A 22,017-nucleotide genomic window follows, 5' to 3' on the forward strand; every position below is an offset into this window, starting at 1 on the left:
AAACTAAATCATATACTAGATTTAGTTTATCTATTTTTAAACAAAAAGTCAAAAAATAAATAGTTGTATAAAATTTAGAAAATTGTTATTATTTGTTTATGAAAGCGTTATCTTTTATGGACGATTAGTTTTGTTTTTTATATTGGAAAGGGGATATGCTGCGTGTCCTTACCACTCGATGGTGTGCGCGTTCTTGATTTAACGAGGTTACTTCCTGGTCCATATTGCACGATGATGTTGGCTGATTTTGGAGCGGATGTCATAAAGGTTGAGGATCCTCAGGGTGGAGACTATGCTCGTTGGAATGAGCCAAAGGTGGGTGACAAAAGCGCTCTGTTCTGTTCGCTTAATCGGAACAAACGTAGTGTCACCTTAAACCTTAAAGATGAAGAAGATAAACAGGTATTTATAGATTTAGTCAAAACCGCAGATGTCGTCATCGAATCCTTCCGGCCAGGTGTTATGGAAAGGCTAGGGTTATCTTACGAAAGTTTGAAATATCATAACCCACAACTCATTTATTGTGCCTTGACGGGATATGGTCAAACAGGTCCTTATGCAAAAGAAGCAGGGCATGACCTAAACTTCCTTAGCTATTCCGGATTACTCCATTTACAGGGGCAACCTGGAGAAAAACCACTTATTCCATCTGTTCAAATTGGAGATATTGGCGGAGGAGCACAGATGGCAACCATCGGAATACTGGTATCGATTATAGATGCTCAAAAAACAAGAGAAGGCCAATTTATTGATATTTCCATGTTGGATGGAACTGTTTCATGGATGCAGACTATACTACCTGATTATTGGGCCAAACCAGGCGAGGAGCCTGATAGAGGAGAACTTGTATTGAGTGGTGGTAAAGCCTGTTATGAAGTGTATCGAACACAAGACAATCGACATCTAGCAGTAGCGGCTCTCGAGTTTAAGTTTTGGAAGAATTTTTGCGAAGTGATTGGGAACAAAGCGTTCATTGATAAGCTAAATGCTCCTGCGGAACAGCAACAACTTTTGAAAAAAGAGATTCAAGAAGTAATCGAGCAAAAAACGCTACAAGAATGGTTAATTCGTTTTGATGGGGTGGAAGCATGTGTGTCGCCCGTATTGACACCACAAGAAATGACTGATCATCACCATATAAAAGATCGATCACTTATCACAGAAGTAGAGCACCCAAATGCTGAACGTATAAAGCAAATCAATAACCCTATAAAGTTAGCAGGGAAAAACATAAACATACGCAAACATGCACCTGGTCTAGGAGAACACAATGATGAGGTGTTTCAAGAACTTGGTTATTTGAAATCAAGTGAGTGATACTTAGTGTACTAGTCAAAATGGGAAGGGGAGAGAAAGTGATATGAATATTCAAGATTCGATTGCCATTATAACAGGAGGTGCTTCTGGTCTAGGAGAAGGCACAGCTCGAAACATTGTAAAGCATGGTGGTAAAGTAGCTATTCTAGATTTGTCTGAAGAAAAAGGAACTAGTTTAGCAGAAGAGTTAGGCGAGCAAGCCATCTTTATAAAAACAGATGTAACAAGTGAGGGCGATGTGCAGGTAGCTATTGAAACGACGATTGCTCAATTCGGAAGCTTCAACACGGTTGTAAACTGTGCAGGAGTTGGTGCTGCTGAAAAGACCGTAAGTAAAGGGAAAGCGCACGATTATGCCACCTTCCAGAAGGTTATCCAGATAAACTTAATGGGCACATTCAACGTCATTCGACTTGCAGCGGAGAAATTAGTAGAGGCAGAGGCAAATGAGGAAGGAGAGCGCGGTGTTATTATCAATACAGCCTCCGTAGCGGCTTACGAAGGTCAAATCGGGCAAGCGGCTTATAGTGCATCAAAAGGTGGCGTTGTTGGAATGACCTTGCCCATTGCACGAGATTTAGCCAAGAATGGAATTCGCGTCGTGACGATTGCACCTGGTTTAATAGAAACACCATTATTCGGTTCGTTATCAGACAAAGCTCGCGAGGCACTAGAATCACAGATTCCATTCCCATCAAGACTAGGACGTCCAGAGGAGTATGCCAAACTGACGCAATCCATCCTAGAGAATGTCATGATCAATGGAGAGACCATCCGATTAGACGGCGCTCTAAGAATGGCGCCAAAATAAAGAAAAGCGTAAGCGCCCGTATAGCGACGTATGAGCTGCGGCCTACACGACGTAGGTTGGTTCGATGTTGCTGCACGATGCAGCAATCTTAGTCGAACCTTCTTCAACCCAGAACTTCCTCTGATACCGTAGGAGATAAAGGAAACACGAAAACATGCGTGATTCGATGTTGACTTATCGTACAGAGGTGAGGGAAGCACACTAGTCGCTGGGCGCTGGAGCTAGACATATAAGCTACAAAGTGTACTCTTTCTTTTAAGAATAGACTGCTAGAATATTAAAAAATAGCGCTTTTTGCGCACATATGGAGGAATGTAACATGCGTGAAGTAGTAATTGTTGAGGCAGTTCGAACCCCTGTTGGAAGGAGAAAGGGAGTATTACGCAATAACCGTCCAGACGACATGGCCGCAAATGTTCTAAGAGAATTGGTTCAACGGGCTGGCGTTTCACCAGAATCGATTGAGGATGTCATTATGGGGTGTGTGTCCCAAGTTGAAGAACAAGGTCTAAATATTGCACGTTCAGCGGCTTTGATGGCTGACTTTCCAATTCATGTGCCAGGAACAACGATTGATCGCCAATGTGGTTCCGGTCAGCAGGCGATTCACTTTGCAAATCAGGCTATCTTAAGCGGAGACATGGATATCGTCATTGCTGGTGGAGTAGAAAGCATGACGCGTGTTCCGCTAGGTGCTTCGAGACGCCAATCCGATTGGAGTGAGCAGTTAAGTTCACGGTATGAAATGATTCATCAAGGGTTATCAGCAGAACGCATTGCGGAAAAATGGGGCTTCTCCCGTGAACTACTCGATAAATATTCACTAGAAAGTCATCGTCGTGCAATTGAAGCGACGGATGAAGGGCGATTTGATCAGGAAATTATGCCGCTTGAAGTTACGCTAGATGATGGATCGACCACCGTCATCAAGCATGATGAAGGACCGAGAATAGATACGACTCTTGAAAAGCTAAGTGCACTTAATCCTGCATTTACAGAAGATGGAGTAATCCATGCAGGGAATTCTAGTCAAATGAGTGATGGTGCCGCAGCTTTGTTGTTGATGTCGAGAGATAAAGCGGAAGAACTTGGTCTAAAGCCTAGATTTAGAGTTGTGGCTCGTACGGTAGTTGGGTCAGACCCAACCCTCATGCTAACAGGCCCAATTGATGCAACGAGAAAAGTACTAGATAAGGCAGGATTAACAATCGACAACATGGATACGTATGAGGTGAACGAAGCCTTTTCTCCTGTCCCATTGTGTTGGCTTAAAGAGATTAAAGCCGACCCGCAAAAGCTAAATCCTAATGGAGGTGCAATTGCTTTAGGTCACCCGCTAGGTGCTACGGGTGCTCGCCTTATGACATCTATGATTCATGAGCTTGAGCGAACAGGAGGTCGATATGGTCTGCAGGCCATATGTGAAGGTGGCGGAATGGCCAATGCAACGATTATAGAACGAATAGAGGCATAGATACACGAGGTTTATGTAACACATTCATATACTAGGAAGGTGATTGCTATGCAAAGACCCTTTTTAACAGAGAGTCATGAAATCTTTAGACAGTCGTTAAGACGGTATTTAGAAAAAGAAGTGATCCCTAATTTTGAACAATGGGAAGAGGAGCGTCATGTCCCACGCTCCTTTTGGACGCAACTTGGAGAGCTTGGGTTTTTATGTCCATGGGTTGATGAGCAATACGGTGGTATGAATGCAGACTTCGGATACTCCGTTGTTTTTTCTGAAGAACTGGAGAAAGTAGGAGCGGGACTAGTGGGGCCTGGTCTTCACAATGATATCGTTATGCCATATATAGATGCTTTTGGTACGGAAGAGCAAAAGAAAAAATGGCTACCTAAAGGTACGACAGGAGAAATGATTTCAGCCATTGCTATGACAGAACCCGGTACTGGCTCTGATTTGGCATCGATTAAAACAACTGCCAAACGGGATGGAAAGGATTTTATATTAAATGGTGAAAAAACATTCATTACGAATGGGTACTCTTGCAACTTTGTCGTTGTTGTTTGCAAAACAGATCCAAAAGCTGAACCCGCTCATGATGGAATCAGCCTCATTGTTGTAGATGCGATTGATGGGGAAGTCCCAGGTTTTAAAAAGGGGAAAAAGCTAAACAAAGTCGGCCAGCATACAAGTGACACATCGGAATTAATCTTTGAGGATTGCCGTGTACCTGCTGACAATTTACTCGGTGAGGAAGGGAAAGGGTTTTATTACTTAATGGATAAATTACAACAGGAACGATTAACTGTAGCGATCACAGCTATGACATCCTGTGAACGAATGCTAGAACTGACAATGGATTATATAAAGCAGCGGGAAGCCTTTGGAAGACCAATTAGTAAGTTCCAAAACACTCAATTCAAAATTGCCGAAATGGCAACGGAAATACAAATAGGTCGAACGTTTGTTGATAACTTAATCACAAAGCATATGGCTGGTGAGGCTATCGTAAATGAAGTATCTATGGCCAAATGGTGGACCACAGACTTATCAAAAAAAGTATCAGGAGAATGCATGCAGCTCCATGGAGGTTATGGATACATGGAAGAATACGAAATTGCCAGACGGTATAGAGATGTTCCGGTAGCTTCGATTTATGCAGGGACTAATGAGATTATGAAAACAATCATTGCGAAGAATTTAGGGCTATAATGAAGCAAAAGGATAAAGGTGGTAAGGCTAAATCGTAATGGTTTAGTCTATTTTTTTGTCCATTAAGCTTATAGAGTAATGATAAAATAAATAGAATATATTTACCGAAAGGAGGAGTTGTATTGTTTACATTCCTATCGATTGTGCTAGCTACTTTTCTCGGCTGGTTATTATTAGTTATAGGTGGACCTTACTTTGGAGCAGTCATTGCGTTTGGTATTATTGCTGGGTGTATATTTAGGGGATTGTATTTATTGAATCTGTTGGTCAATGAGTTGGTTGATCATGAGTGAATTTACATATTTAAGGATTAAAAGAGAGCTTGGTCAGCCGAGGCTCTCTTTTAAGTGAATTGAGGAACATACCAAGTTTAGTGTTGGTCCTCTATATCAATTTCGTCTGGCAACTCCTCAGACGCATCAGGAATATCACGATTCTTTACTTCAGCTTGATTAGAGGAATAGATGGTTATACTAAGTTGTCCGCCATACACCTTTGCTCTAATTAGTATGGGCTGATCATACGTGTTTTTGAACGTGAAGTCTGGACCATACCAACTTACGGTAGCGTCTCGTCCTGGGGGGACGTATGGAACGCTTTTACTGTGGGAGTATCGTTGAATAATTTTGGCGCCGGCATTGTCAACGGCATTATAGATTGTAGAAGAAACTTGGCAAATGCCCCCTCCTATACCTTCTGTAACTTCCCCTTTTACGATGACAGGGGCAGGTAGATATCCTTTTTCCTTTGTTCGTTTGCCTACGACTTGGTTGAATGAAAAGGTTTCTCCAGGGAATACCGCATGACTATCAACTGCTTCTGCTGCAAGTTTAATGTTATGAGTCCGTTCTTTGTTGTTTGAATTAAAATACGTGACATAGTGGCCGATTTGTTGAGTACGTATGTTAGCAAGGATTTCGCTGTCCACTTTAGGATGAGTGGGAAGTTTTGGGGCTTCTATTGTCATCGGACCTTTACCTAAAAGGTAGCTGTACACCATGCGTGTGAATTTCTCTTGATAAAGGTGATAGCCCGTTTTTCCTGGGATGATTTCTCCTGAATCGCCTATCTTGGCATTTATGGCATCCTTATGTACAAGGTCTGAAATCTGGTTCATAAGCTCAGTTGTCTTTGATGAACTGATAAATGGTTCACCAAGAAATTCCTCCATATAATCATCACGATAGATATGCATGATTTCTTTTCCATCATGCACAATAGTTAAGTCTTCATTTTGAACAGATGGGTTAATGAATAGTAATAAAATCGTTAACATGGCCATTTTCATAAGCAGAAACCTCCTGGTGATAGTATGAGTAGAAATCTGAAGATTCATGTGTGTAAATATAGTTCAAAGTCATGATTTTAGGATATATACGTTTTTTCACAATTAAAAAGGATGAACGAGGTTTCATGAAGAAATAGAGAGGAAGGCTAGGAGCGCTAAAGGAGCTTGGTTATGAAGATTTTAACGATAGGAGTACATATTACAATCGTAACAATGTTTTATTACATAGGGATGTGGATTCAAAAAGCAGTAGGGTTGTTTATTCCAGGTAGTATTATTGGGATGATGTTGCTTTTTATTGCATTACTTACGAACGTCATCAAGGTAACTTGGATTGAGAAAGGATCCGCATTATTAATTACGCATCTGCCCTTCCTGTTCATTCCTGTCACGGTAGGTGTTATTCAATATCTGGACTTGCTAACGGGAAAGGGTCTTCTGCTTCCTGTAATTGTATTAGTTAGTACTCTCCTTGTTGCGGTTTTATCTGGTGCACTCAGTCAATTTTTAGTTCGGCAAAAGGAGAAGCAATATGATTGATCTGATGATTGGAATAGCAGCAATATTAGGGACTCTTTTCATATATATAGGTTCACTAACATTATATCAGCGGTTACGTTCCCCAATTACTCTTCCTGTGTTCGTCTCTACTATTGTGGTTAGTTGCCTGTTGCTGGTAAGCAATGTTTCGTATGATGCATATATGAAGGGTGGGGCGTGGGTTGACTGGTTTTTAGGCCCCGCAGTAGTTGCGTTAGCTTATCCCTTATATAAGCAACGAGCTATTTTGAAATCCTTTATGATCCCAATTGTTTCAAGCGTGACAGTTGGTGCTGTAATTGGGATTTCCTCGGGAATCACCCTTCTGAAATGGGCCGAATTTGAACCATCCATTATCTACTCCATTGTTCCAAAAAACGCCACAACTCCTGTGGCAATGCCTGTAGCCAAAAGTCTTGGTGGTATCCCATCCTTGGCTGCTGTTTTTGTGATTTTTGCTGGAATAGTAGGAGCAGTTATGGGACCAAGTTTATTCAAATGGACTCGCATCACTCACTTTTTAGGTAAGGGTGTGGGGATGGGAACGGCATCTCATGCGATTGGTACATCTAAGGCTATGGAGGAAAGTGAGGAAGAAGGAGCGGTCAGTACAGTTGCCATGATACTAGGTGCCATTGTCATATCCTTCATTAGTCCATTAGTTGTGTTCCTATTGTTGTAACATACCTTTTTCACTTAGACAGATGTTGGGCTTATTTCTCACATTCTCTAACAACTTTAATAAAATAGGTAATAATTATTTGTGGCTAACCTAACAGGAGTGATTGGATGCCGGTGATTACAGGGGAAGAATATATTAGACGTATTGATGCGCTAAAAAGTGAGGTTTGGATTAATGGAGAGCCTGTAGAGGGGAACATATCTAAACATCCTGCATTTCAAGGTGTAATTCAGAGTCAAGCTGAATTATATGACTTGCAGCATAGGCTACCGGAGATGACCTTCTCCTCTGAAATAACTGGTCATCAAATAGGGAAATCATACTTAATTCCGAAGACGAAAGAAGACCTCCAAGCAAGAAGGAATATGATTCAACAGTAGGCCCGTCACAATGGTGGATTGATGGGGAGAAGCCCTGATTATATGAATACTGTGCTAGCATCGTATGCTGCTTCGGTCGATATTTTGGAGGGAGAAAAGAATTGCTATCCTGAGCGATTGTTATCTTTTTATGAATTTGCTCGAGAAGGTGATCTATCGTTCACCCATACGTTTTTAAAGCCACAGTCGAATCGTTCCACTCTGAGTTTGCTGGATGAAGATGAGACCAATGCGAAAATAGTCGGGAGTACAGAAGAAGGAATCATCATAAAAGGTGCAAAATTACTGGCTACTCAAGGTGGCATTACAGATGAAATTATTGTCCTTTCTGCTCCCGGAGGAATGGAGGAGTGTGAAGCATATGCTTTCTCCATTCCGAGCAATACACTTGGACTAAAGTTTGTAGCCAGAGAATCATTTGTAACAGGGGCATCTAGATTTAATGCACCGTTGTCTTCTCGTTTTGAAGAAATGGATAACATTGTCATCTTTGATGATGTGCTTGTTCCTTGGGAAAGGGTATTTATTTACAAAAACATTAGAGCGATAGATGATTTATATAAGAAGGGAAAGTTTACGCCATTTACCTTACATCAAATAGTCTCGAGACAAGTGATCAAAAGTGAATTATTACTGGGGATAGCCCAAATGGTCGTGGAAACGATTAATATTTGTGAGTATCAACACGTACAAAGCAAAGTTGCGGAAATGATTAAGAGGCTCGAAACCATGAGAGCTCTTCTTAATTACTCAGAAGAACAAGGTGCAATCGAAAAATCGACCGGCGTTTTCATTCCAGCTAGGCAACCACTGTATATTGCTATCAATCAATTTCAAGAGCTATATCCTCGTTTTACAGAAATCCTCCAGCAACTAGGAGCAAGTGGAATGATGACGATTCCAACAGAAAAGGATTTTCAATCATCCATGGGGAAGGAATTATTAACCTACTTACAGGCTACTGATAAAAATGGTGAAAAACGTGTACGCTTGTTTCGATTGGCTTGGGATATCTCCATGAGTGCTTTTGGTTCAAGGCAAACGTTGTATGAACGGTTTTTCTTTGGTGATCCGGTTCGGTTATCTCAGACTATTTATCACACGTATGATAAACAACCCGCCTGTACATTTGCAGGGAAATTTATCAAGGAATGAAAAACTCCCAGCACTTCATGAGTGCTAGGAGTTTTTCAATAGTTAGTCAATGTTCACGTACAAGTTTTCTAATCCTCTTAGTAAAAATACAGCGCGCCAATTTGGTTCCTGACGTTGTTCATCCAACCGAATTTCCGGAAAGGCTGAAAGAAGCTTTTCAAGTGCGACTTTCCCCTCTAAACGAGCTAGCGGTGCACCAAGACAGAAATGAATCCCGAAACCGAAGGCTACATGCTGGAAGTCTTTTCTTGTAATATCAAATTCATCTGCTTGTTCGAACTTGCATTCATCGCGATTAGCGGAGCTGATAGAAGCAAGTACTAAATCACCTCGACGAATATGTTTACCGTGAAATTCCATGTCGTCCTCTGCCCAACGAGCTGTAGAAAAATCAACAGGGCTATAATACCGGAGTCCCTCTTCAATAGCATTCTCAGTCAATGAAAAGTCCTCTTGTAATCGCTCCATTTGTCGTGGATGTTCAAACAGAGCATACATTGTGTTGGCGATGAGGTTCACGGTTGTCTCATGTCCAGCAATAATTAAAAGAACAATCATAGAATATAATTCTGTTCGGTTTAATTGTTCTCCCTCTTCTTCTGCCTGAAGAAGGTTGGATATGAGATCATCTTGTGGTTCTTCGCGTCTTTCCTCAAATAGTCGCGTCAAATAATTTGTAAATGCCTGAACGTCTTCTACAAAATCCGTTGCCATATTATCAGACGCAGCTATTATCGTGTTTGACCATCTTCTGAATTTATTTCGATCTTCAGCAGGTACACCTAGTAATTCGCTAATCACAATGATTGGGAGCGGAAATGCAAAGTCATTGATTAAATCGATTTTCCCTTTTTTGTTGTTTATTTCCATAATCAATAGATCAGCAATATCTTCAATTCTTGGTTGTAGATTCTTTATTGTCTTTGGATTGAAGTATGGTTGGACTAATTTTCGAAGTCTTGTGTGGTCAGGTGGATCGACATCTAGCATCATGTTTTGAAAAATCGTCGTCATTTCGTCTTGGGGTGTGTCATGTGGAGAGGTTGAAAATAGTTTGGACTGGTCTTTTATAAAGCTTTGTGTCTTTAATAACTCTTTCACATGGTCATATTTTGTGATAATCCAAGATGATTGGTTTTGCTGTTGAGACATAAGAAAAATAGGGTCATGTTGACGTAAGGATTCATAGAAAGGGTAAGCCCCTTTTTTAAAATTGGACTGAAATAGTTTTTCCATTGTTTCCATGTATGTAACCTCCTATTTCATTCATTCCGGCTAAATGGTTATATCACTTAGTATAAGGTATGACAATAGCACTCTCAAACAATATATGGAAAGTGGTCTGTATGAAAACTAGTGAAAATATGACCAATCATGCGATAAACAAGCGTATGTCAGGGTTGCTTAATGTCAATCGCTTCATAGAATAATTTAGAACATCCTTATGCTAGGGAGCGATTAGATGATTGATTTTGCAGGGAAGAGTCACTTGAACAAAAATGATTTAGATGGGTACAAGCTGATTGGTGATGGCAAAGATGGTGAAATATATCAAATTGCAGAAGATAAATGCGTGAAGTACTTCTTTAAAGAAGAAACGCAACAGAAGGAATTAGAAGCGTTAAAAGTGGGGCAATCCTCTCCCATCTTCCCTGGGTTATATGAATACGGGGACAATTACATTGTAATGCAATACGTAGAGGGGGTTTCACTAGCGCGTCATTTAAAAAAAGAAAAACAAATTTCTAAAGCACTAACAGCTAAGGTTATTGCGTTGCTTCAGGAATTACAGCGAGTGGGGTTTACAAGGTGGGATACGGAAATCCGTCATATCTTAATAGCTCAGGATCACCAATTAAAAGTTATTGATCATAAGCGAGCTTTTTCTACCAAAACTCATATACCAACTAAATTGTTTAAAGGCCTGAAAAAATATGATGTGCTGGATGAGTTTTTAGAGTATGTCAAAGAGCTGCATCCTTCTAGTTATCAAGATTGGATGAATAAAAAGTGATCTAATCAGGAACGAAAGCGCAAGCGATTCGATGTTGACTTATCGTAAGGAGGAGCAGGAAGTTTGCTAGACGCTGGGCGCTGGAGCTGGACATGGCAACATCAGTTCATCAAAGTTATCCATAGCCTCAACCCATTTAATTTCCTGTACGACAAAAAGACCGATTACTTAGTAGATTGGTCTTTTTTGTTGGGATAGGAACTGGATGATAAGGTGTCATTGATTTTAGAGATAAGATATCGGAGCGACTTTTCAAAATTAGGAGCGAGATTTTTAATATTGGAGCAACTTTTGAAAATCAGGAGCGACTCTTGTCAGACGATGGCATGCGTCGTAAGACTCCATGTCTAACATCAATGAAGCAATCAATCGTTTGGCTACAGTTATGGAACAATCTCAAGCAAGTATTCAAGAAATGACGATGAGTTCCGAGCAATTATTAGATGGGAATCAGAACATCGTTAAATTGATTGAGCATAATACGAATGAATTAGAGGGAATGAAGGCTTTAAGTTCCTGATTGCACAAAAAAGGGTGCCTTAGAAGGGCATCCTTTTTTGGTAGTTAGTTTCTGAATTTTTAATTGAATCGACTTACTTGTATTTCTCCCGTAATTCCTCAAGCTCTTCCATAAGGCTCTTTCCAATTTCCTCGTCAAACCGATCATATACTTCCTCAAATTGTCTTCTCCATACTTCTTTTCGTTCTGGTGGTAGGTCATAAATATGTATGTCAGATTGCTCTTTAATTCTTTTTAAGGCTTGTTGATTCATTTTTACGGCATGTTGGTGATTCCAATTGGTGGCTTCTTTCATAGCGGATTGAATGTTTTGTTGTAATTCAGGTGAGAGTTTGTCCCAGAAGCCTTGGTTCATGAGTACAACGTAACTTAATAGCCCGTGATTGCTAATGGTCATATGAGTTTGAACTTCATAAAATCGCTTCGAATAAATATTGGATAGTGTATTCTCCTGGCCAGTAATGGTTTGATTCGTAAGGTTTTGGTAGGTGCGATTAAAAGGTATTTGACTGGTTTCTGCATGAAGAGCTTCGAACTGTGCTTGTATTACCGGTCCGGTCATAACTCTGAAATGCTGATCAGCGAAGTCAGATGGACCTGTTAATGGTCCGCTACTTGTCGTCATTTGTTTGAAGCCATTATTCCAAATGGCAAGTCCAAACATATTATCATTTTTTACATTTGCTAAAAGCTCATCCCTTATATTTCCTGTTAGAGCTTTATTGACAGCTTCATAGTTAGGAAAGGCATAAGGTAAATCTAGCAGAGCTAATTCAGAGAACGTACGGGTTATTTTGGTTGAAGCAGGAGCTATCATCTGAATAGATCCTTGTTTTAATGCTTCGAATTCAGCTTCATCAGAATAAAGCATACCGTTGGGATAAACCTCAACCTTCACTTTGTTATTTGTCTTCTTTTGGACTAACTTTGCAAATCGTTGAGCAGCTAACCCTTTAGGGGTGTTCTCTGCGACAACATGGCTAAATTTAATGACAATTTGGTCAGTTAAATCTTCTTGTTCATCGTCAAAATGAATATCTTCACCTTTAGCTCGAAAATTATAAACCGTAAATACCATGAGTCCAATCATAATACTAACGATTAAAGACCATTGCACTTTTTTCATGGGTGCACCTCTTTGAAAAGTTTGAAAGTATTGTAACATATGATTTCACTCATGCTACAATAACATTTAATATCGTTGAAGGGATTTTTCTCTATGAAGTTGAAATCGCTACCAATAAAATTGAAAATTACGATTTTAGCCTTTGCAATCGTTCTTGTATCCTTGATGATTGGTGGTCTGGTCATTATTGGGAATGTTGAAAATGTGAAGGAAGAGGAACTAAGAAAACGAACGATGATTACAGCAAGAACGGTAGCCCAAGTACCAGAGGTTGAGCAATATATTACGGAAACTCGTGGATGGACAACAATAAATCCCATAGTCGAGCGAATTCGGATTATAAACAATGCAGATTATATCGTAACATTAAATATGGAACATGAACGTTATTCACACCCTGTACAGTCGAAACTTGGAACGGTATCTAAAGGGGAAGATGAAGGTCCTGCATTTGCCGAGCATACCTATACGTCGTTAGCCAAAGGCGAAGCGGGCACAGCGGTTCGTGCATTTGTTCCTATTGTAAATGAGAACCATAAACAGGTAGGGGTAGTCATTGCCGGAAATCTATTACCTGGATTTTTGGAAATGTTATCTAGTGTAAAACGTGAAATGATTGTGATTATGATTCTTACATTGACATTTGGAGTACTTGGTTCATCTCTGTTAGCTAGACATATCAAGGAACAAATGTATAACCTAGAGCCTCATGAAATTGTAAGGATTTTAACGGAAAGAACAGCAACCTTCCATGCCATGCATGAAGGCATTATCGCTATTGATAAGAATGAATCTATCACAGTATTTAATGAAAAAGCAAAAGAAATGTTAGGTGTTTCTGGTGAGGTCATAGGAAAGCAAATCCGCAACGTGATAGCAGATACTAGATTACCAGAAATCCTTCATCAAGATGCTCCAGTCTACAACCAAGAAATACGTGTTCGCGATACGAATATTATGAGTAATCGTATCCCTATTACAATGAATAATGAACAAGCTGGCGCTGTAGCCATTTTTCAGGATCGAACAGAAGTAACTCATTTAGCGGAAGAGTTAACAGGGGTGAAAGCCTTCGTGGAGGCACTTCGTGTACAAAATCATGAGCATATGAACAAATTGCATACTATTGCCGGACTCATTCAACTTGGAAAACAAGAAGAAGCCTTAAGCTATGTGTATCAGGTTTCTGAGGAACAAGAAGAACTTACACGCTCCCTACGAGAGCAAATTAAGAATGACAGTCTCATAGGTTTATTATTGAGTAAAGTTAGCCGTGGTAAAGAGTTAGGTATTAAGGTTACTATTTCTCCTGAGAGTAAGATTACGACTTTTCCTGAAAACCTAGATCATCATGATTTTGTATTGATATTAGGTAATTTAATAGAGAACGCGTTTGCCGCATTAGAAAAAACAGAAATAGAACAAAAACGTGTATTTGTAAGTATTGAACAATGTCATGAAAAATGCAACATTATTGTAGAAGACAATGGTTATGGAATCGATAAGGGAGAGATGGAAGCGATTTTTGAGGAAGGCTTTACAACTAAGAAGGAAGAAGGGCATGGAATGGGCCTTTATTTAGTCCAAAACATTGTACAAAAAGGAAATGGGAATATCGAGGTGGATTCTTATCCAAATGAAGGGGCAAGTTTTATCATTACCTTTCCAATGGAACATAAACAATCAATAAAAGGGGAGAAGATGGATGGCGAAGTCGATGATTAAAGTTCTGCTCATTGAAGATGATCCAATGGTGCAAGAAGTAAATAAACAATTCATTGATAGTGTGGAAGGGTTCCTTGTAATAGATAAAGCTTCTAATGGAAAAGAAGGCATTGAAAAAGTTCAACAATTACAACCTGATCTAGTTCTTTTAGATATTTACATTCCAAGCCAGGATGGGATATCGGTTTTGCAACAAATACGAAGTGAACAATTAACAGTCGATGTCATTGCTGTGACTGCTGCTAATGATAAACAAACCATTCGTACTATACTTCAACAAGGAGCGGTAGACTATATCATGAAGCCGTTTCAATTCGAACGGATGAAGCATGCACTGGAACAATATAAGCGATATAGAACTAGATTAGAAGAAGAAGGGGCAATGAATCAACAATCATTAGATGAGTTATTACATAATCAAGCCAATCAAGAGGAACGCATATCTGATAAGCAACATGACCTCCCGAAAGGCTTAAATGAAGTCACTCTTAACCAAATCAGAGAGTATATCAGTAACCAACAACAATCACAATCTGCTGAAGAGGTAGCTATCGGAATTGGTATTGCTAGAGTTACCGCAAGGAGATATTTAGAGTATTTAAAGGAAGTTGGCGATATAAGGCTTTCGATTCAATATGGAGGAGTAGGGAGGCCAATGAATCGTTATGTACGTAAATAAGGGTTTTGTTCATTTTGATCTTTTTTATAACAAAAACATAAAAGCGTTTCCAAGATTGTAATTCTGTTCAGACACCCTCATCTAAGGGTGTTTTTTATTGTCTAATAAGGTCTTCCTATTACTTTCAAGCTAGAATCACAGCGTATGACCGAAAAGACCAAAACGTTCATTATAATCAGAATATTTCAAACATTAACTGAAAACGCTAACATTGAAATTAACCAAACAGAGGAGGGTCAATAGTTGAAAAAATACTTAAGTTTACTAGTAGGTATGATGTTATTGATTGGAGTCATTGCAGGATGTGGAGCACGCTCTTCACAAGGTTCTAGTGGTAACGAAGAAGGATCAAGCTCTTCTGAAGATAAGATTGTCGTGAAGTTTTCCCACGTAGTAGCGGAAAACACGCCTAAAGGAAAGGCAGCAAACAAATTTGAAAAGCTAGCAGAAAAATATACTAACGGTAAAGTCGACGTACAAGTATTTCCGAACTCCCAGTTGTATTCCGATGATGAAGTATTATCAGCGATTCAGCAAAATAATGTACAACTAGCTGCTCCAGCTACATCAAAGGTCTCCAAACTATTCCCTGAATGGCAGGTGTTTGACCTACCATTTGCTTTTCCAGATACAAAAGCAGTTCAGGAAGCAATGGAGAGTGAAGAAATTGGTGGAAAGTTATTCTCTATGTTAAAAGAGGAACAGCTATTAGGTTTATCCATGTGGGATAACGGATTTAAACAAATGACATTAGATTCTCATACCTTGAAAAAGCCCTCTGATTTTGAAGGGGAGAAATTCCGCGTTATGTCCAGTAAAGTGCTAGAGGCTCAATTCGAAGCGGTAGATGCGAATCCAACACCAATGCCATTCTCAGAAGTGTATAGTGCATTAGAGCAAGGTGTTATTAATGGTCAAGAGAACACATTATCCAATATTTATTCTAAGAAATTTCATGAAGTACAGGATTATATGACAATTAGTAACCATGGTTACCTTGGATATGCAGTCATTACGAATAACGAATTTTGGCAAGGGCTACCAGATGATGTGCGTAAAAACATGGAGAAAGCACTGAATGAGACAACTAAATGGGTTCGTGAGAATGGAAAGCGCTTAAATGATGAAAATCTTAAGAAGATTAAAGAAGATGGCACGTTAAAAGAAATCCATAAACTGACAGAGGAAGAGAAACAAGCGTGGATAAAAGCCATGGATCCTGTTTATAAAGAGTTTGAAGAGGAAATAGGAAAAGATTTAATTGATGCTGTGAAGGGTCTACGCGAATAAAAATACCGAAGAGGAGGGCTAACATTTCCTTAGCCCTCTTTTTTTACAAAGTCATTCTAAAAGAAAGGGGAGGTGGCTGCTTATGAAGACTGTTCTATATATCCTAAAAAAGATGGAAGAAATATCAGTTGGTATTGCAATGTCTATCGCAGTTTTATTGTCCTTTGTGGAAGTTGTGTTACGGAAATTCTTTGGGGAAAGCTTAGGATTTACGCATGAAGTCGTTGTGTATTTACTGATTTATGCAGGTCTAGTCGGTGCAGCTATAGGTGTACGAGACAAGGTTCACCTTGGTGTTGATCTAGCCGTGAAACAATTTCCCCACACCCTTCAGAAAGGGGTTGTGCTGGTAACGACAGCTGTGTGTACTTTTTTTACAACTGTGATTACCGTTTTGGGTGTACAACATGTCGGCAATATTGCTGCATTTGGGCAAGTCACACCTGAATTAGAAATCCCATTATTCATTCCGTTGCTCATCGTCCCATTATCTTTTGGTTTAATGACGCTCCATTTTATACGTGAATTGCTTCAAGTGATCAGAACGAAGCCTGAACATGTGCTACAAGAGGAAGGGGGAGCTCACTAATGAATCTAGCAACTGAACAGACGTCACCTCAGCCAGAAGGCATGACACCAAATCCACAAGGAGGTCTTTCAAAAAAACTATTTTCGATTCTAGTCATAGGTGTCTCTTTAATCGGTGTCATCTACTCAATGCAAACAAGTAATATGGGGCTAGCCCTATTTTCATTGTTATTCTTGTTGCTTTTATTAGGAACACCCATTGCGATTGCACTAGGGGTCTCGTCTTTTCTTTCTATCTATTACTTTACAACCGATCCTTTGCCTGATTTAGCAGGTAAGGTCTTCTCAGGATTAAATTCATTTCCACTTATGGCTATCCCTTTCTTTGTCTTAGCAGGTAATATCTTCACATCAGGCGGAGTAGCCAAAAGACTTATCCATTTAACCAATATGTGGGTAGGGCATATTCCTGGTGGTCTTTCAATTGCAAGTATTGTTTCTTGTACATTATTTGCTGCCATTTCTGGCTCATCTCCTGCAACAGTGGTTGCAATAGGAGGGATTATGATTCCGGCTATGGTGGATCATGGATATGATAAAAACTATGCAGTAGGCTCTGTGTCAACTGCAGGATCACTTGGTATTCTTATTCCACCAAGTATTCCGATGATAGTATATGCTGTAACTGTAGAACAATCTGTTGGGAAGCTTTTTCTTGCTGGGATTGTACCAGGAATTCTATTAATGACATTGCTATCATTGGTCAGTTTTTTCATTGCGAGAAAAAGAAATTATGCTAAAGCTGAAAAAGCTTCCATTAATGATCGACTTAAAGCATTTAAACGTGCTATTTGGAGTCTTGGTTTACCTATAGTTGTAGTAGGTGGAATATATTCTGGGGTGTTCACTCCAACTGAATCTGCAGCAGTAGCAGTTGTATTAGGGGTTGTAGTAGGATTATGGATTCATAAGGATCTAAGATTCAAGGATTTTCCGGAGATTTTGTTGAATTCGGCTAAGACTACAGCCATGTTATTTTTCATCATTGCCATGGCCATGACTTTTGCTCATATTTTAACGCTAGAACGTATTCCTCACTCAATAGCAGAATTGATTACAGGTTGGAACATGGGACCTATAATGTTCTTGCTTATTGTAAATATTTTATTATTTATTGCAGGACAATTCATGGAACCAACAGCGATTATTACAATTCTGGCACCTATTTTATTCCCGGTAGCGATGGGGGTTGGAATAGATCCAATTCATTTCGGTATCGTGATGGTTGTAAACATGGAAGTTGGCATGATTACGCCTCCAGTTGGATTGAATTTATATGTGGCAAGTGGAATAACGAAGATGCCCCTTGTGGACGTAACAAAGTCAGCACTGCCTTGGTTGGTTGCCGTCGTTATTGGATTAATCCTGGTAACCTACATTCCAGCCATCAGTCTTTGGTTACCTGAATTTTTGTACGGATTTCGTTAATGAGACTAGCCCCTTCTGAATAAGTGGGGGCTATTGTAATTGAACAGGAAGAAGGGTTGTTCCTATGATAGAAGCTCGAACAAAAGCATTTTGGACGAATACGATTGCTTTAAGCATTGGTTCTTTGTTTGTATTTGCCAATGTGTATTTCACTCAACCAATCTTACCCGTGTTAACGAAGGAATTTGCAGTGTCTCCTTTACAGGCAAGTATGTCCCTATCCCTTGTTATATTCGCTATAGGGATATCTTTGTTTTTTTATGGTCCTATTTCTGACAGTATTGGTCGAAGAGGGATTATGATTGTAACAATGGGGTTGGGGACTATTGTAACCTTTTTGGCTGCTTTTTCGTTCAACTTTGAATTTTTTCTCGTTATGCGTGTACTACAGGGGATTCTCCTTGCTGGATTACCCTCGCTAGCACTAGCTTATATAGGGGAAGAATATTCTACTCATGCTCTGTCTGTTGCGATTGGTGTCTTCATAAGTGGTAATACAATTGGAGGCATGTTCGGCAGGATAGTAAGTGGTATCGTGACGGATCTATATGACTGGCAAACAGCCTTTTTGGTTATGGGTGTTGTGAGTTTGGTTTGCTTTGTTTTGTTTGTTGTTCTGTTACGACCATCTCGATATTTTGAGCCAAAGAAATTTGATTGGAAAGAAGCATTAGGTGTCTATAAAAGTCATGTCTTAAACCGAGAGCTAAGACTAGCCTATATAGTAGGTGGTTTACACTTTTTCTTGTTTGTCGGCCATTTTAATTACGTCACGTACCTTTTAACTTCCCCACCTTACCAACTTCCTACGAGTCTCATAGGCGTTCTCTTTTTAACCTATATTGCAGGAACAATTAGCTCACAAATAGCAGGTCGGGTCTCTAAAAAATTTTCACATGCTGCATGTATTAAAATAGGAATTCTCATCATGGTATGCGGTTTAGCTATAACACTGATTCCAAGTGTCTTTGCTATCATAGGTGGCTTGCTTATGAACTGTTTCGGATTCTTCTTTGCTCATTCTACATCTAGTTCTTGGGTTAGTGGTCGAGCAACATTTAGTAAAGCTAGTGCATCAGGTCTGTATTTGATTTCCTATTATATAGGAGGAAGTCTAGGTCCAATATACTTAGATCCATTCTGGAACCAGATGAATTGGCCTGGGGTAGTCATAGGGTGTTATTTGGTTCTAGCATCTACCATGTATGTAGCGTTTCAGATGGCGAGTATAGAGAAAGAGATTGATAAACAAGAGTCATCTAAGAGATTACAGACTTCAGAATCAAGGACCTAGTGGCAAGCCTATGTTGTTACTTATTTTACAACATAGGCTTTTAGTCAAATTACAGAGAATTTTCAAATAGAATTGCAAACTAAGGTTGACATTAAATGTGTAAGCGCTTTACCATGGCTGTAACGGGTTACATAGTAACTCTTTCTTATTAAAACAATATGTAACCCGTTACACATTAATAAATTGATAGAGAAAGCAGGTATGATGATGGCTACGATTCGTGATGTTGCTAAGCAAGCAGGTGTTTCTGTTGCTACCGTTTCGAGAGTACTCAATAGTAATGGGTATGTAAATGAGGATACTCGAGTGAAAGTAACAGAAGCAATTAAAGAACTGAACTATTTGCCAAATGATGTCGCGAGAAGTTTATTTAAACGACGATCTAAAATGATAGGGCTCATCTTACCTGATATTACTAACCCATTCTTCCCTGAGTTAGCTAGGGCGGTGGAAGATGTGGCGAATGAAACAGAGTACACATTTGTATTATGTAACTCAGACAATCAAATGGAGAAAGAACAGCAATATTTAACTGCATTGAAACAAAAATATATAGATGGATTCATCGTCGTAAGTAGTACGCTTACGACAGAACAGGTTCACGAACTGAACGTTCCGGTCGTAGCACTAGACCGAATCATTTCTCCTCATATGCCTTCTGTTTCTGTGCAGAACTATGAAGGGGCACAAGAGGCTGTTCAGTATTTGATGAAAAATGGATGCCAGAAAGTTGCTCATATATCAGGGCCAGATTATGTAGATAACGCACATGCTAGAAAACAAGGATATTTGGATATGGTAAGAGATAAAGAGTGGTATGTGGACGGTTTAGTAGTAGATGGTAAATATGAGCTGGACCCTGCCAAAGAAGCAGCAACCCAATTATTGGAAAAATATCCAGATGTCGATGGAATATTTGTAGGGAACGATCTAATGGCGGTTGGTGTTTTGAAAGCAGCGGAGGCTCTCGGAATTAAAGTACCTGAAAACTTATCGATTATAGGGTTTGATGGTATTGCTCTAGGAGAAACGACCACACCTGCTCTAACTACAATGGCGCAACCTATTTATGATGTGGGATCGAAAGCAGCAGAGTTATTAATTAATTATATAGAAGGAATCCCTTCAGTACATTCGAATCATTCCTTTGGAGTTCAAATCATTGAACGAGAAACCGTTAAAAAAGGAGGGGTATAGATGACACCAAACGTTACAGTGGTAGGAAGTATTAATATGGATTTAGTAACGAGTACAGAACAAGTTCCCAATCAAGGAGAAACCGTGTTAGGTTATGATTTTGCAACGTACCCGGGTGGTAAGGGAGCTAATCAGGCCGTATCTGCCTCCCGCTTAGGGGCAAAAACGAACATGATCGGCGCTGTTGGTAAGGATGCTTTTGGACAGGAATTAAGTGAAACGCTTCGTGAAAATGGAGTCGTTACAGAAAATGTGAAACCGGTTACAGATACTCCGTCAGGGACAGCTACGATCATTTTATCGAATGGAGATAATCGAATTATTGTAAATCCAGGAGCAAATCATAGCGTCACACCTGACTATATTAAATCGTGTGCGGAGGTGCTACGCTCTAGTGATATCGTGTTAATGCAGTTGGAAATTCCGCTCGAGACGGTAGAGAAAGCTGCAAAACTAGCAAAAGAAGGTGGAGCGACGGTCATCTTGAACCCTGCTCCTATACAAGCGCTACCTGAATCTTTACTTCAATGGGTGGATATTATCACACCAAACGAGTCAGAGGCAGAGACGTTATTTAACCAGTCTCATCAATCGAATTTAGAAGATAAGCTCATTATTACGAAGGGGAGCGAAGGTGTTTTCTTCTATGAGGATGGTAAGGAAAGACTTATTCCTGCGTATCGTGTTGATCCCGTAGATACAACTGGGGCAGGGGATGCTTTTAATGGCGCATTAGCTTTCAAATTGTCTGAAGGTTCTACGAAACAAGAGGCGATTAGCTATGCGAATGCAGTAGCTGCGCTATCGGTTCTCAAGTCTGGGGCGCAAACAGGACTACCTACACAAGCAGAAGTTCAAGTATTTTTGGAACATCAGGGGGAACAAACATGAAAAAGAATGGGATGATTAACAGTGATATTGCTAGCGTTCTAGCAAGGTTAGGCCATACCGATACTATTGTTATAGCAGATTGCGGTTTACCAATACCAGAACATGTCCCTCGTATTGATCTATCGATTACAAAAGGGACTCCGAGCTTTATAGAGGTGCTCGAAGCTATTCTGGATGATATGGAGGTGGAGAAGATGACGTTAGCAAATGAGATGGAAATTCATAACCCTTCCCTGCATCAGAATCTTCTCAATCGTTGTAATCAATACACGATGGATTTTTTATCACATGATGTCTTAAAAGAAGCAACGAACGATGCCAAAGTTGTAATTCGGACTGGAGAAGCTAGTCCATTTGCCAATGTCATCTTGACTTCTGGAGTAATCTTTTAGTATTCAGCTTTGTTTTAAAGGGG

At 39.7% G+C, this 22,017-nt stretch carries 21 protein-coding genes and 1 pseudogene; 19 read left to right on the forward strand and 3 right to left on the reverse strand.

Annotation, left to right across the window (positions count from 1 at the left end; all coding sequences use genetic code 11):
• The first annotated feature begins 162 nt into the window (after window positions 1-162).
• The 5 genes from GLW08_RS15930 to GLW08_RS15950 all read left to right on the forward strand — a co-directional run bounded on the left by GLW08_RS15930 (window position 163) and on the right by GLW08_RS15950 (window position 5,098).
• A complete protein-coding gene (locus GLW08_RS15930) occupies window positions 163-1,317 on the forward strand; it encodes a CoA transferase (RefSeq protein ID WP_160849635.1) in 1,155 nt (384 codons plus the stop codon).
• A gap of 43 nt (window positions 1,318-1,360) precedes the next feature.
• Complete coding sequence (locus GLW08_RS15935; RefSeq protein WP_160849636.1) at window positions 1,361-2,128, forward strand: 3-hydroxyacyl-CoA dehydrogenase; 768 nt, start codon at window positions 1,361-1,363, stop codon at window positions 2,126-2,128.
• Between the two features lie 319 nt (window positions 2,129-2,447).
• Window positions 2,448-3,602, forward strand: a complete 1,155-nt coding sequence (locus tag GLW08_RS15940) for a thiolase family protein (RefSeq protein WP_160849637.1) — start codon at window positions 2,448-2,450, stop codon at window positions 3,600-3,602.
• A 48-nt stretch (window positions 3,603-3,650) separates the two neighbouring features.
• Window positions 3,651-4,805, forward strand: a complete 1,155-nt coding sequence (locus tag GLW08_RS15945; protein ID WP_160849638.1) for an acyl-CoA dehydrogenase family protein — start codon at window positions 3,651-3,653, stop codon at window positions 4,803-4,805.
• 122 nt (window positions 4,806-4,927) lie between these two features.
• Window positions 4,928-5,098, forward strand: a complete 171-nt coding sequence (locus GLW08_RS15950) for a hypothetical protein (protein WP_160849639.1) — start codon at window positions 4,928-4,930, stop codon at window positions 5,096-5,098.
• A 77-nt stretch (window positions 5,099-5,175) separates the two neighbouring features.
• Here GLW08_RS15950 and GLW08_RS15955 read toward each other — a convergent pair whose 3' ends face one another.
• Window positions 5,176-6,093, reverse strand: coding sequence for a VanW family protein (locus GLW08_RS15955; RefSeq protein WP_160849640.1), 918 nt, complete (start codon window positions 6,091-6,093; stop codon window positions 5,176-5,178).
• A 171-nt stretch (window positions 6,094-6,264) separates the two neighbouring features.
• On the opposite strand from GLW08_RS15955, the gene GLW08_RS15960 reads away from it, so the two are divergent.
• The 3 genes and pseudogenes from GLW08_RS15960 (at window position 6,265) to hpaB (ending at window position 8,850) form a co-directional block, all read left to right on the forward strand.
• Window positions 6,265-6,633: a CidA/LrgA family protein gene (locus GLW08_RS15960; protein ID WP_160849641.1), complete on the forward strand. Its 369-nt coding sequence runs from the start codon at window positions 6,265-6,267 to the stop codon at window positions 6,631-6,633.
• Window positions 6,626-7,315: an LrgB family protein gene (locus tag GLW08_RS15965; RefSeq protein ID WP_160849642.1), complete on the forward strand. Its 690-nt coding sequence runs from the start codon at window positions 6,626-6,628 to the stop codon at window positions 7,313-7,315. Before GLW08_RS15960 ends, GLW08_RS15965 begins: the two co-directional genes overlap by 8 nt.
• A 107-nt stretch (window positions 7,316-7,422) precedes the next feature.
• Window positions 7,423-8,850, forward strand: a pseudogene (gene hpaB, locus GLW08_RS15970) (4-hydroxyphenylacetate 3-monooxygenase, oxygenase component).
• Between the two features lie 42 nt (window positions 8,851-8,892).
• On the opposite strand, the gene GLW08_RS15975 reads toward hpaB, so the two are convergent.
• Window positions 8,893-10,095: a cytochrome P450 family protein gene (locus tag GLW08_RS15975; protein WP_160849643.1), complete on the reverse strand. Its 1,203-nt coding sequence runs from the start codon at window positions 10,093-10,095 to the stop codon at window positions 8,893-8,895.
• A 217-nt stretch (window positions 10,096-10,312) separates the two neighbouring features.
• Here GLW08_RS15975 and GLW08_RS15980 point away from each other — a divergent pair, with 217 nt between their 5' ends.
• Together GLW08_RS15980 and GLW08_RS15985 are read left to right on the forward strand one after the other, a co-directional pair.
• Window positions 10,313-10,864: a kinase gene (locus tag GLW08_RS15980; protein ID WP_160849644.1), complete on the forward strand. Its 552-nt coding sequence runs from the start codon at window positions 10,313-10,315 to the stop codon at window positions 10,862-10,864.
• A 343-nt stretch (window positions 10,865-11,207) separates the two neighbouring features.
• Window positions 11,208-11,384, forward strand: coding sequence for a hypothetical protein (locus GLW08_RS15985; protein ID WP_160849645.1), 177 nt, complete (start codon window positions 11,208-11,210; stop codon window positions 11,382-11,384).
• A 73-nt stretch (window positions 11,385-11,457) separates the two neighbouring features.
• On the opposite strand, the gene GLW08_RS15990 is transcribed toward GLW08_RS15985, so the two are convergent.
• Window positions 11,458-12,510: a DctP family TRAP transporter solute-binding subunit gene (locus GLW08_RS15990; protein ID WP_160849646.1), complete on the reverse strand. Its 1,053-nt coding sequence runs from the start codon at window positions 12,508-12,510 to the stop codon at window positions 11,458-11,460.
• A 99-nt stretch (window positions 12,511-12,609) separates the two neighbouring features.
• Between GLW08_RS15990 and GLW08_RS15995 the strand changes: the two genes are divergently transcribed.
• The 9 genes from GLW08_RS15995 (at window position 12,610) to rbsD (ending at window position 21,994) form a co-directional block, all read left to right on the forward strand.
• Complete coding sequence (locus GLW08_RS15995) at window positions 12,610-14,235, forward strand: ATP-binding protein (protein WP_160849710.1); 1,626 nt, start codon at window positions 12,610-12,612, stop codon at window positions 14,233-14,235.
• Entirely contained in the window at window positions 14,216-14,914 is a 699-nt protein-coding gene (locus GLW08_RS16000) for a response regulator (RefSeq protein ID WP_160849647.1), read from the forward strand. Before GLW08_RS15995 ends, GLW08_RS16000 begins: the two co-directional genes overlap by 20 nt.
• A gap of 243 nt (window positions 14,915-15,157) precedes the next feature.
• Complete coding sequence (locus GLW08_RS16005) at window positions 15,158-16,204, forward strand: TRAP transporter substrate-binding protein (protein WP_160849648.1); 1,047 nt, start codon at window positions 15,158-15,160, stop codon at window positions 16,202-16,204.
• An 82-nt stretch (window positions 16,205-16,286) separates the two neighbouring features.
• Complete coding sequence (locus tag GLW08_RS16010) at window positions 16,287-16,793, forward strand: TRAP transporter small permease (protein WP_160849649.1); 507 nt, start codon at window positions 16,287-16,289, stop codon at window positions 16,791-16,793.
• Window positions 16,793-18,220, forward strand: a complete 1,428-nt coding sequence (locus tag GLW08_RS16015) for a TRAP transporter large permease (protein WP_160849650.1) — start codon at window positions 16,793-16,795, stop codon at window positions 18,218-18,220. Before GLW08_RS16010 ends, GLW08_RS16015 begins: the two co-directional genes overlap by 1 nt.
• A 64-nt stretch (window positions 18,221-18,284) precedes the next feature.
• Window positions 18,285-19,514 (forward strand): MFS transporter, encoded by a 1,230-nt coding sequence (locus GLW08_RS16020; RefSeq protein WP_160849651.1) that lies wholly within the window; start codon window positions 18,285-18,287, stop codon window positions 19,512-19,514.
• A 201-nt stretch (window positions 19,515-19,715) separates the two neighbouring features.
• Window positions 19,716-20,711 (forward strand): LacI family DNA-binding transcriptional regulator, encoded by a 996-nt coding sequence (locus GLW08_RS16025; RefSeq protein WP_337193951.1) that lies wholly within the window; start codon window positions 19,716-19,718, stop codon window positions 20,709-20,711.
• Complete coding sequence (gene rbsK / locus GLW08_RS16030) at window positions 20,712-21,602, forward strand: ribokinase (protein ID WP_160849652.1); 891 nt, start codon at window positions 20,712-20,714, stop codon at window positions 21,600-21,602. It begins immediately after the preceding gene.
• Window positions 21,599-21,994: a D-ribose pyranase gene (gene rbsD / locus GLW08_RS16035; protein WP_160849653.1), complete on the forward strand. Its 396-nt coding sequence runs from the start codon at window positions 21,599-21,601 to the stop codon at window positions 21,992-21,994. Before rbsK ends, rbsD begins: the two co-directional genes overlap by 4 nt.
• Window positions 21,995-22,017: the final 23 nt, after the last annotated feature.

Source organism: Pontibacillus yanchengensis (assembly GCF_009856295.1).
In the GTDB taxonomy this organism is placed as follows: Bacteria; Bacillota; Bacilli; order Bacillales; family BH030062; genus Pontibacillus; species Pontibacillus yanchengensis_A.

Coding starts and splice junctions, on each gene's coding strand:
- GLW08_RS15935 (WP_160849636.1), top strand. CDS start 1,361: ATGAATATTCAAGATTCGATTGCCATTATAACAGGAGGTGCTTCTGGT.
- GLW08_RS15940 (WP_160849637.1), top strand. CDS start 2,448: ATGCGTGAAGTAGTAATTGTTGAGGCAGTTCGAACCCCTGTTGGAAGG.
- GLW08_RS15945 (WP_160849638.1), top strand. CDS start 3,651: ATGCAAAGACCCTTTTTAACAGAGAGTCATGAAATCTTTAGACAGTCG.
- GLW08_RS15955 (WP_160849640.1), bottom strand. CDS start 6,093: ATGAAAATGGCCATGTTAACGATTTTATTACTATTCATTAACCCATCT.
- GLW08_RS15960 (WP_160849641.1), top strand. CDS start 6,265: ATGAAGATTTTAACGATAGGAGTACATATTACAATCGTAACAATGTTT.
- GLW08_RS15965 (WP_160849642.1), top strand. CDS start 6,626: ATGATTGATCTGATGATTGGAATAGCAGCAATATTAGGGACTCTTTTC.
- GLW08_RS15975 (WP_160849643.1), bottom strand. CDS start 10,095: ATGGAAACAATGGAAAAACTATTTCAGTCCAATTTTAAAAAAGGGGCT.
- GLW08_RS15980 (WP_160849644.1), top strand. CDS start 10,313: ATGATTGATTTTGCAGGGAAGAGTCACTTGAACAAAAATGATTTAGAT.
- GLW08_RS15985 (WP_160849645.1), top strand. CDS start 11,208: ATGTCTAACATCAATGAAGCAATCAATCGTTTGGCTACAGTTATGGAA.
- GLW08_RS15990 (WP_160849646.1), bottom strand. CDS start 12,510: ATGAAAAAAGTGCAATGGTCTTTAATCGTTAGTATTATGATTGGACTC.
- GLW08_RS16000 (WP_160849647.1), top strand. CDS start 14,216: ATGGCGAAGTCGATGATTAAAGTTCTGCTCATTGAAGATGATCCAATG.
- GLW08_RS16010 (WP_160849649.1), top strand. CDS start 16,287: ATGAAGACTGTTCTATATATCCTAAAAAAGATGGAAGAAATATCAGTT.
- GLW08_RS16015 (WP_160849650.1), top strand. CDS start 16,793: ATGAATCTAGCAACTGAACAGACGTCACCTCAGCCAGAAGGCATGACA.
- GLW08_RS16020 (WP_160849651.1), top strand. CDS start 18,285: ATGATAGAAGCTCGAACAAAAGCATTTTGGACGAATACGATTGCTTTA.
- GLW08_RS16025 (WP_337193951.1), top strand. CDS start 19,716: ATGATGATGGCTACGATTCGTGATGTTGCTAAGCAAGCAGGTGTTTCT.
- rbsK (WP_160849652.1), top strand. CDS start 20,712: ATGACACCAAACGTTACAGTGGTAGGAAGTATTAATATGGATTTAGTA.
- rbsD (WP_160849653.1), top strand. CDS start 21,599: ATGAAAAAGAATGGGATGATTAACAGTGATATTGCTAGCGTTCTAGCA.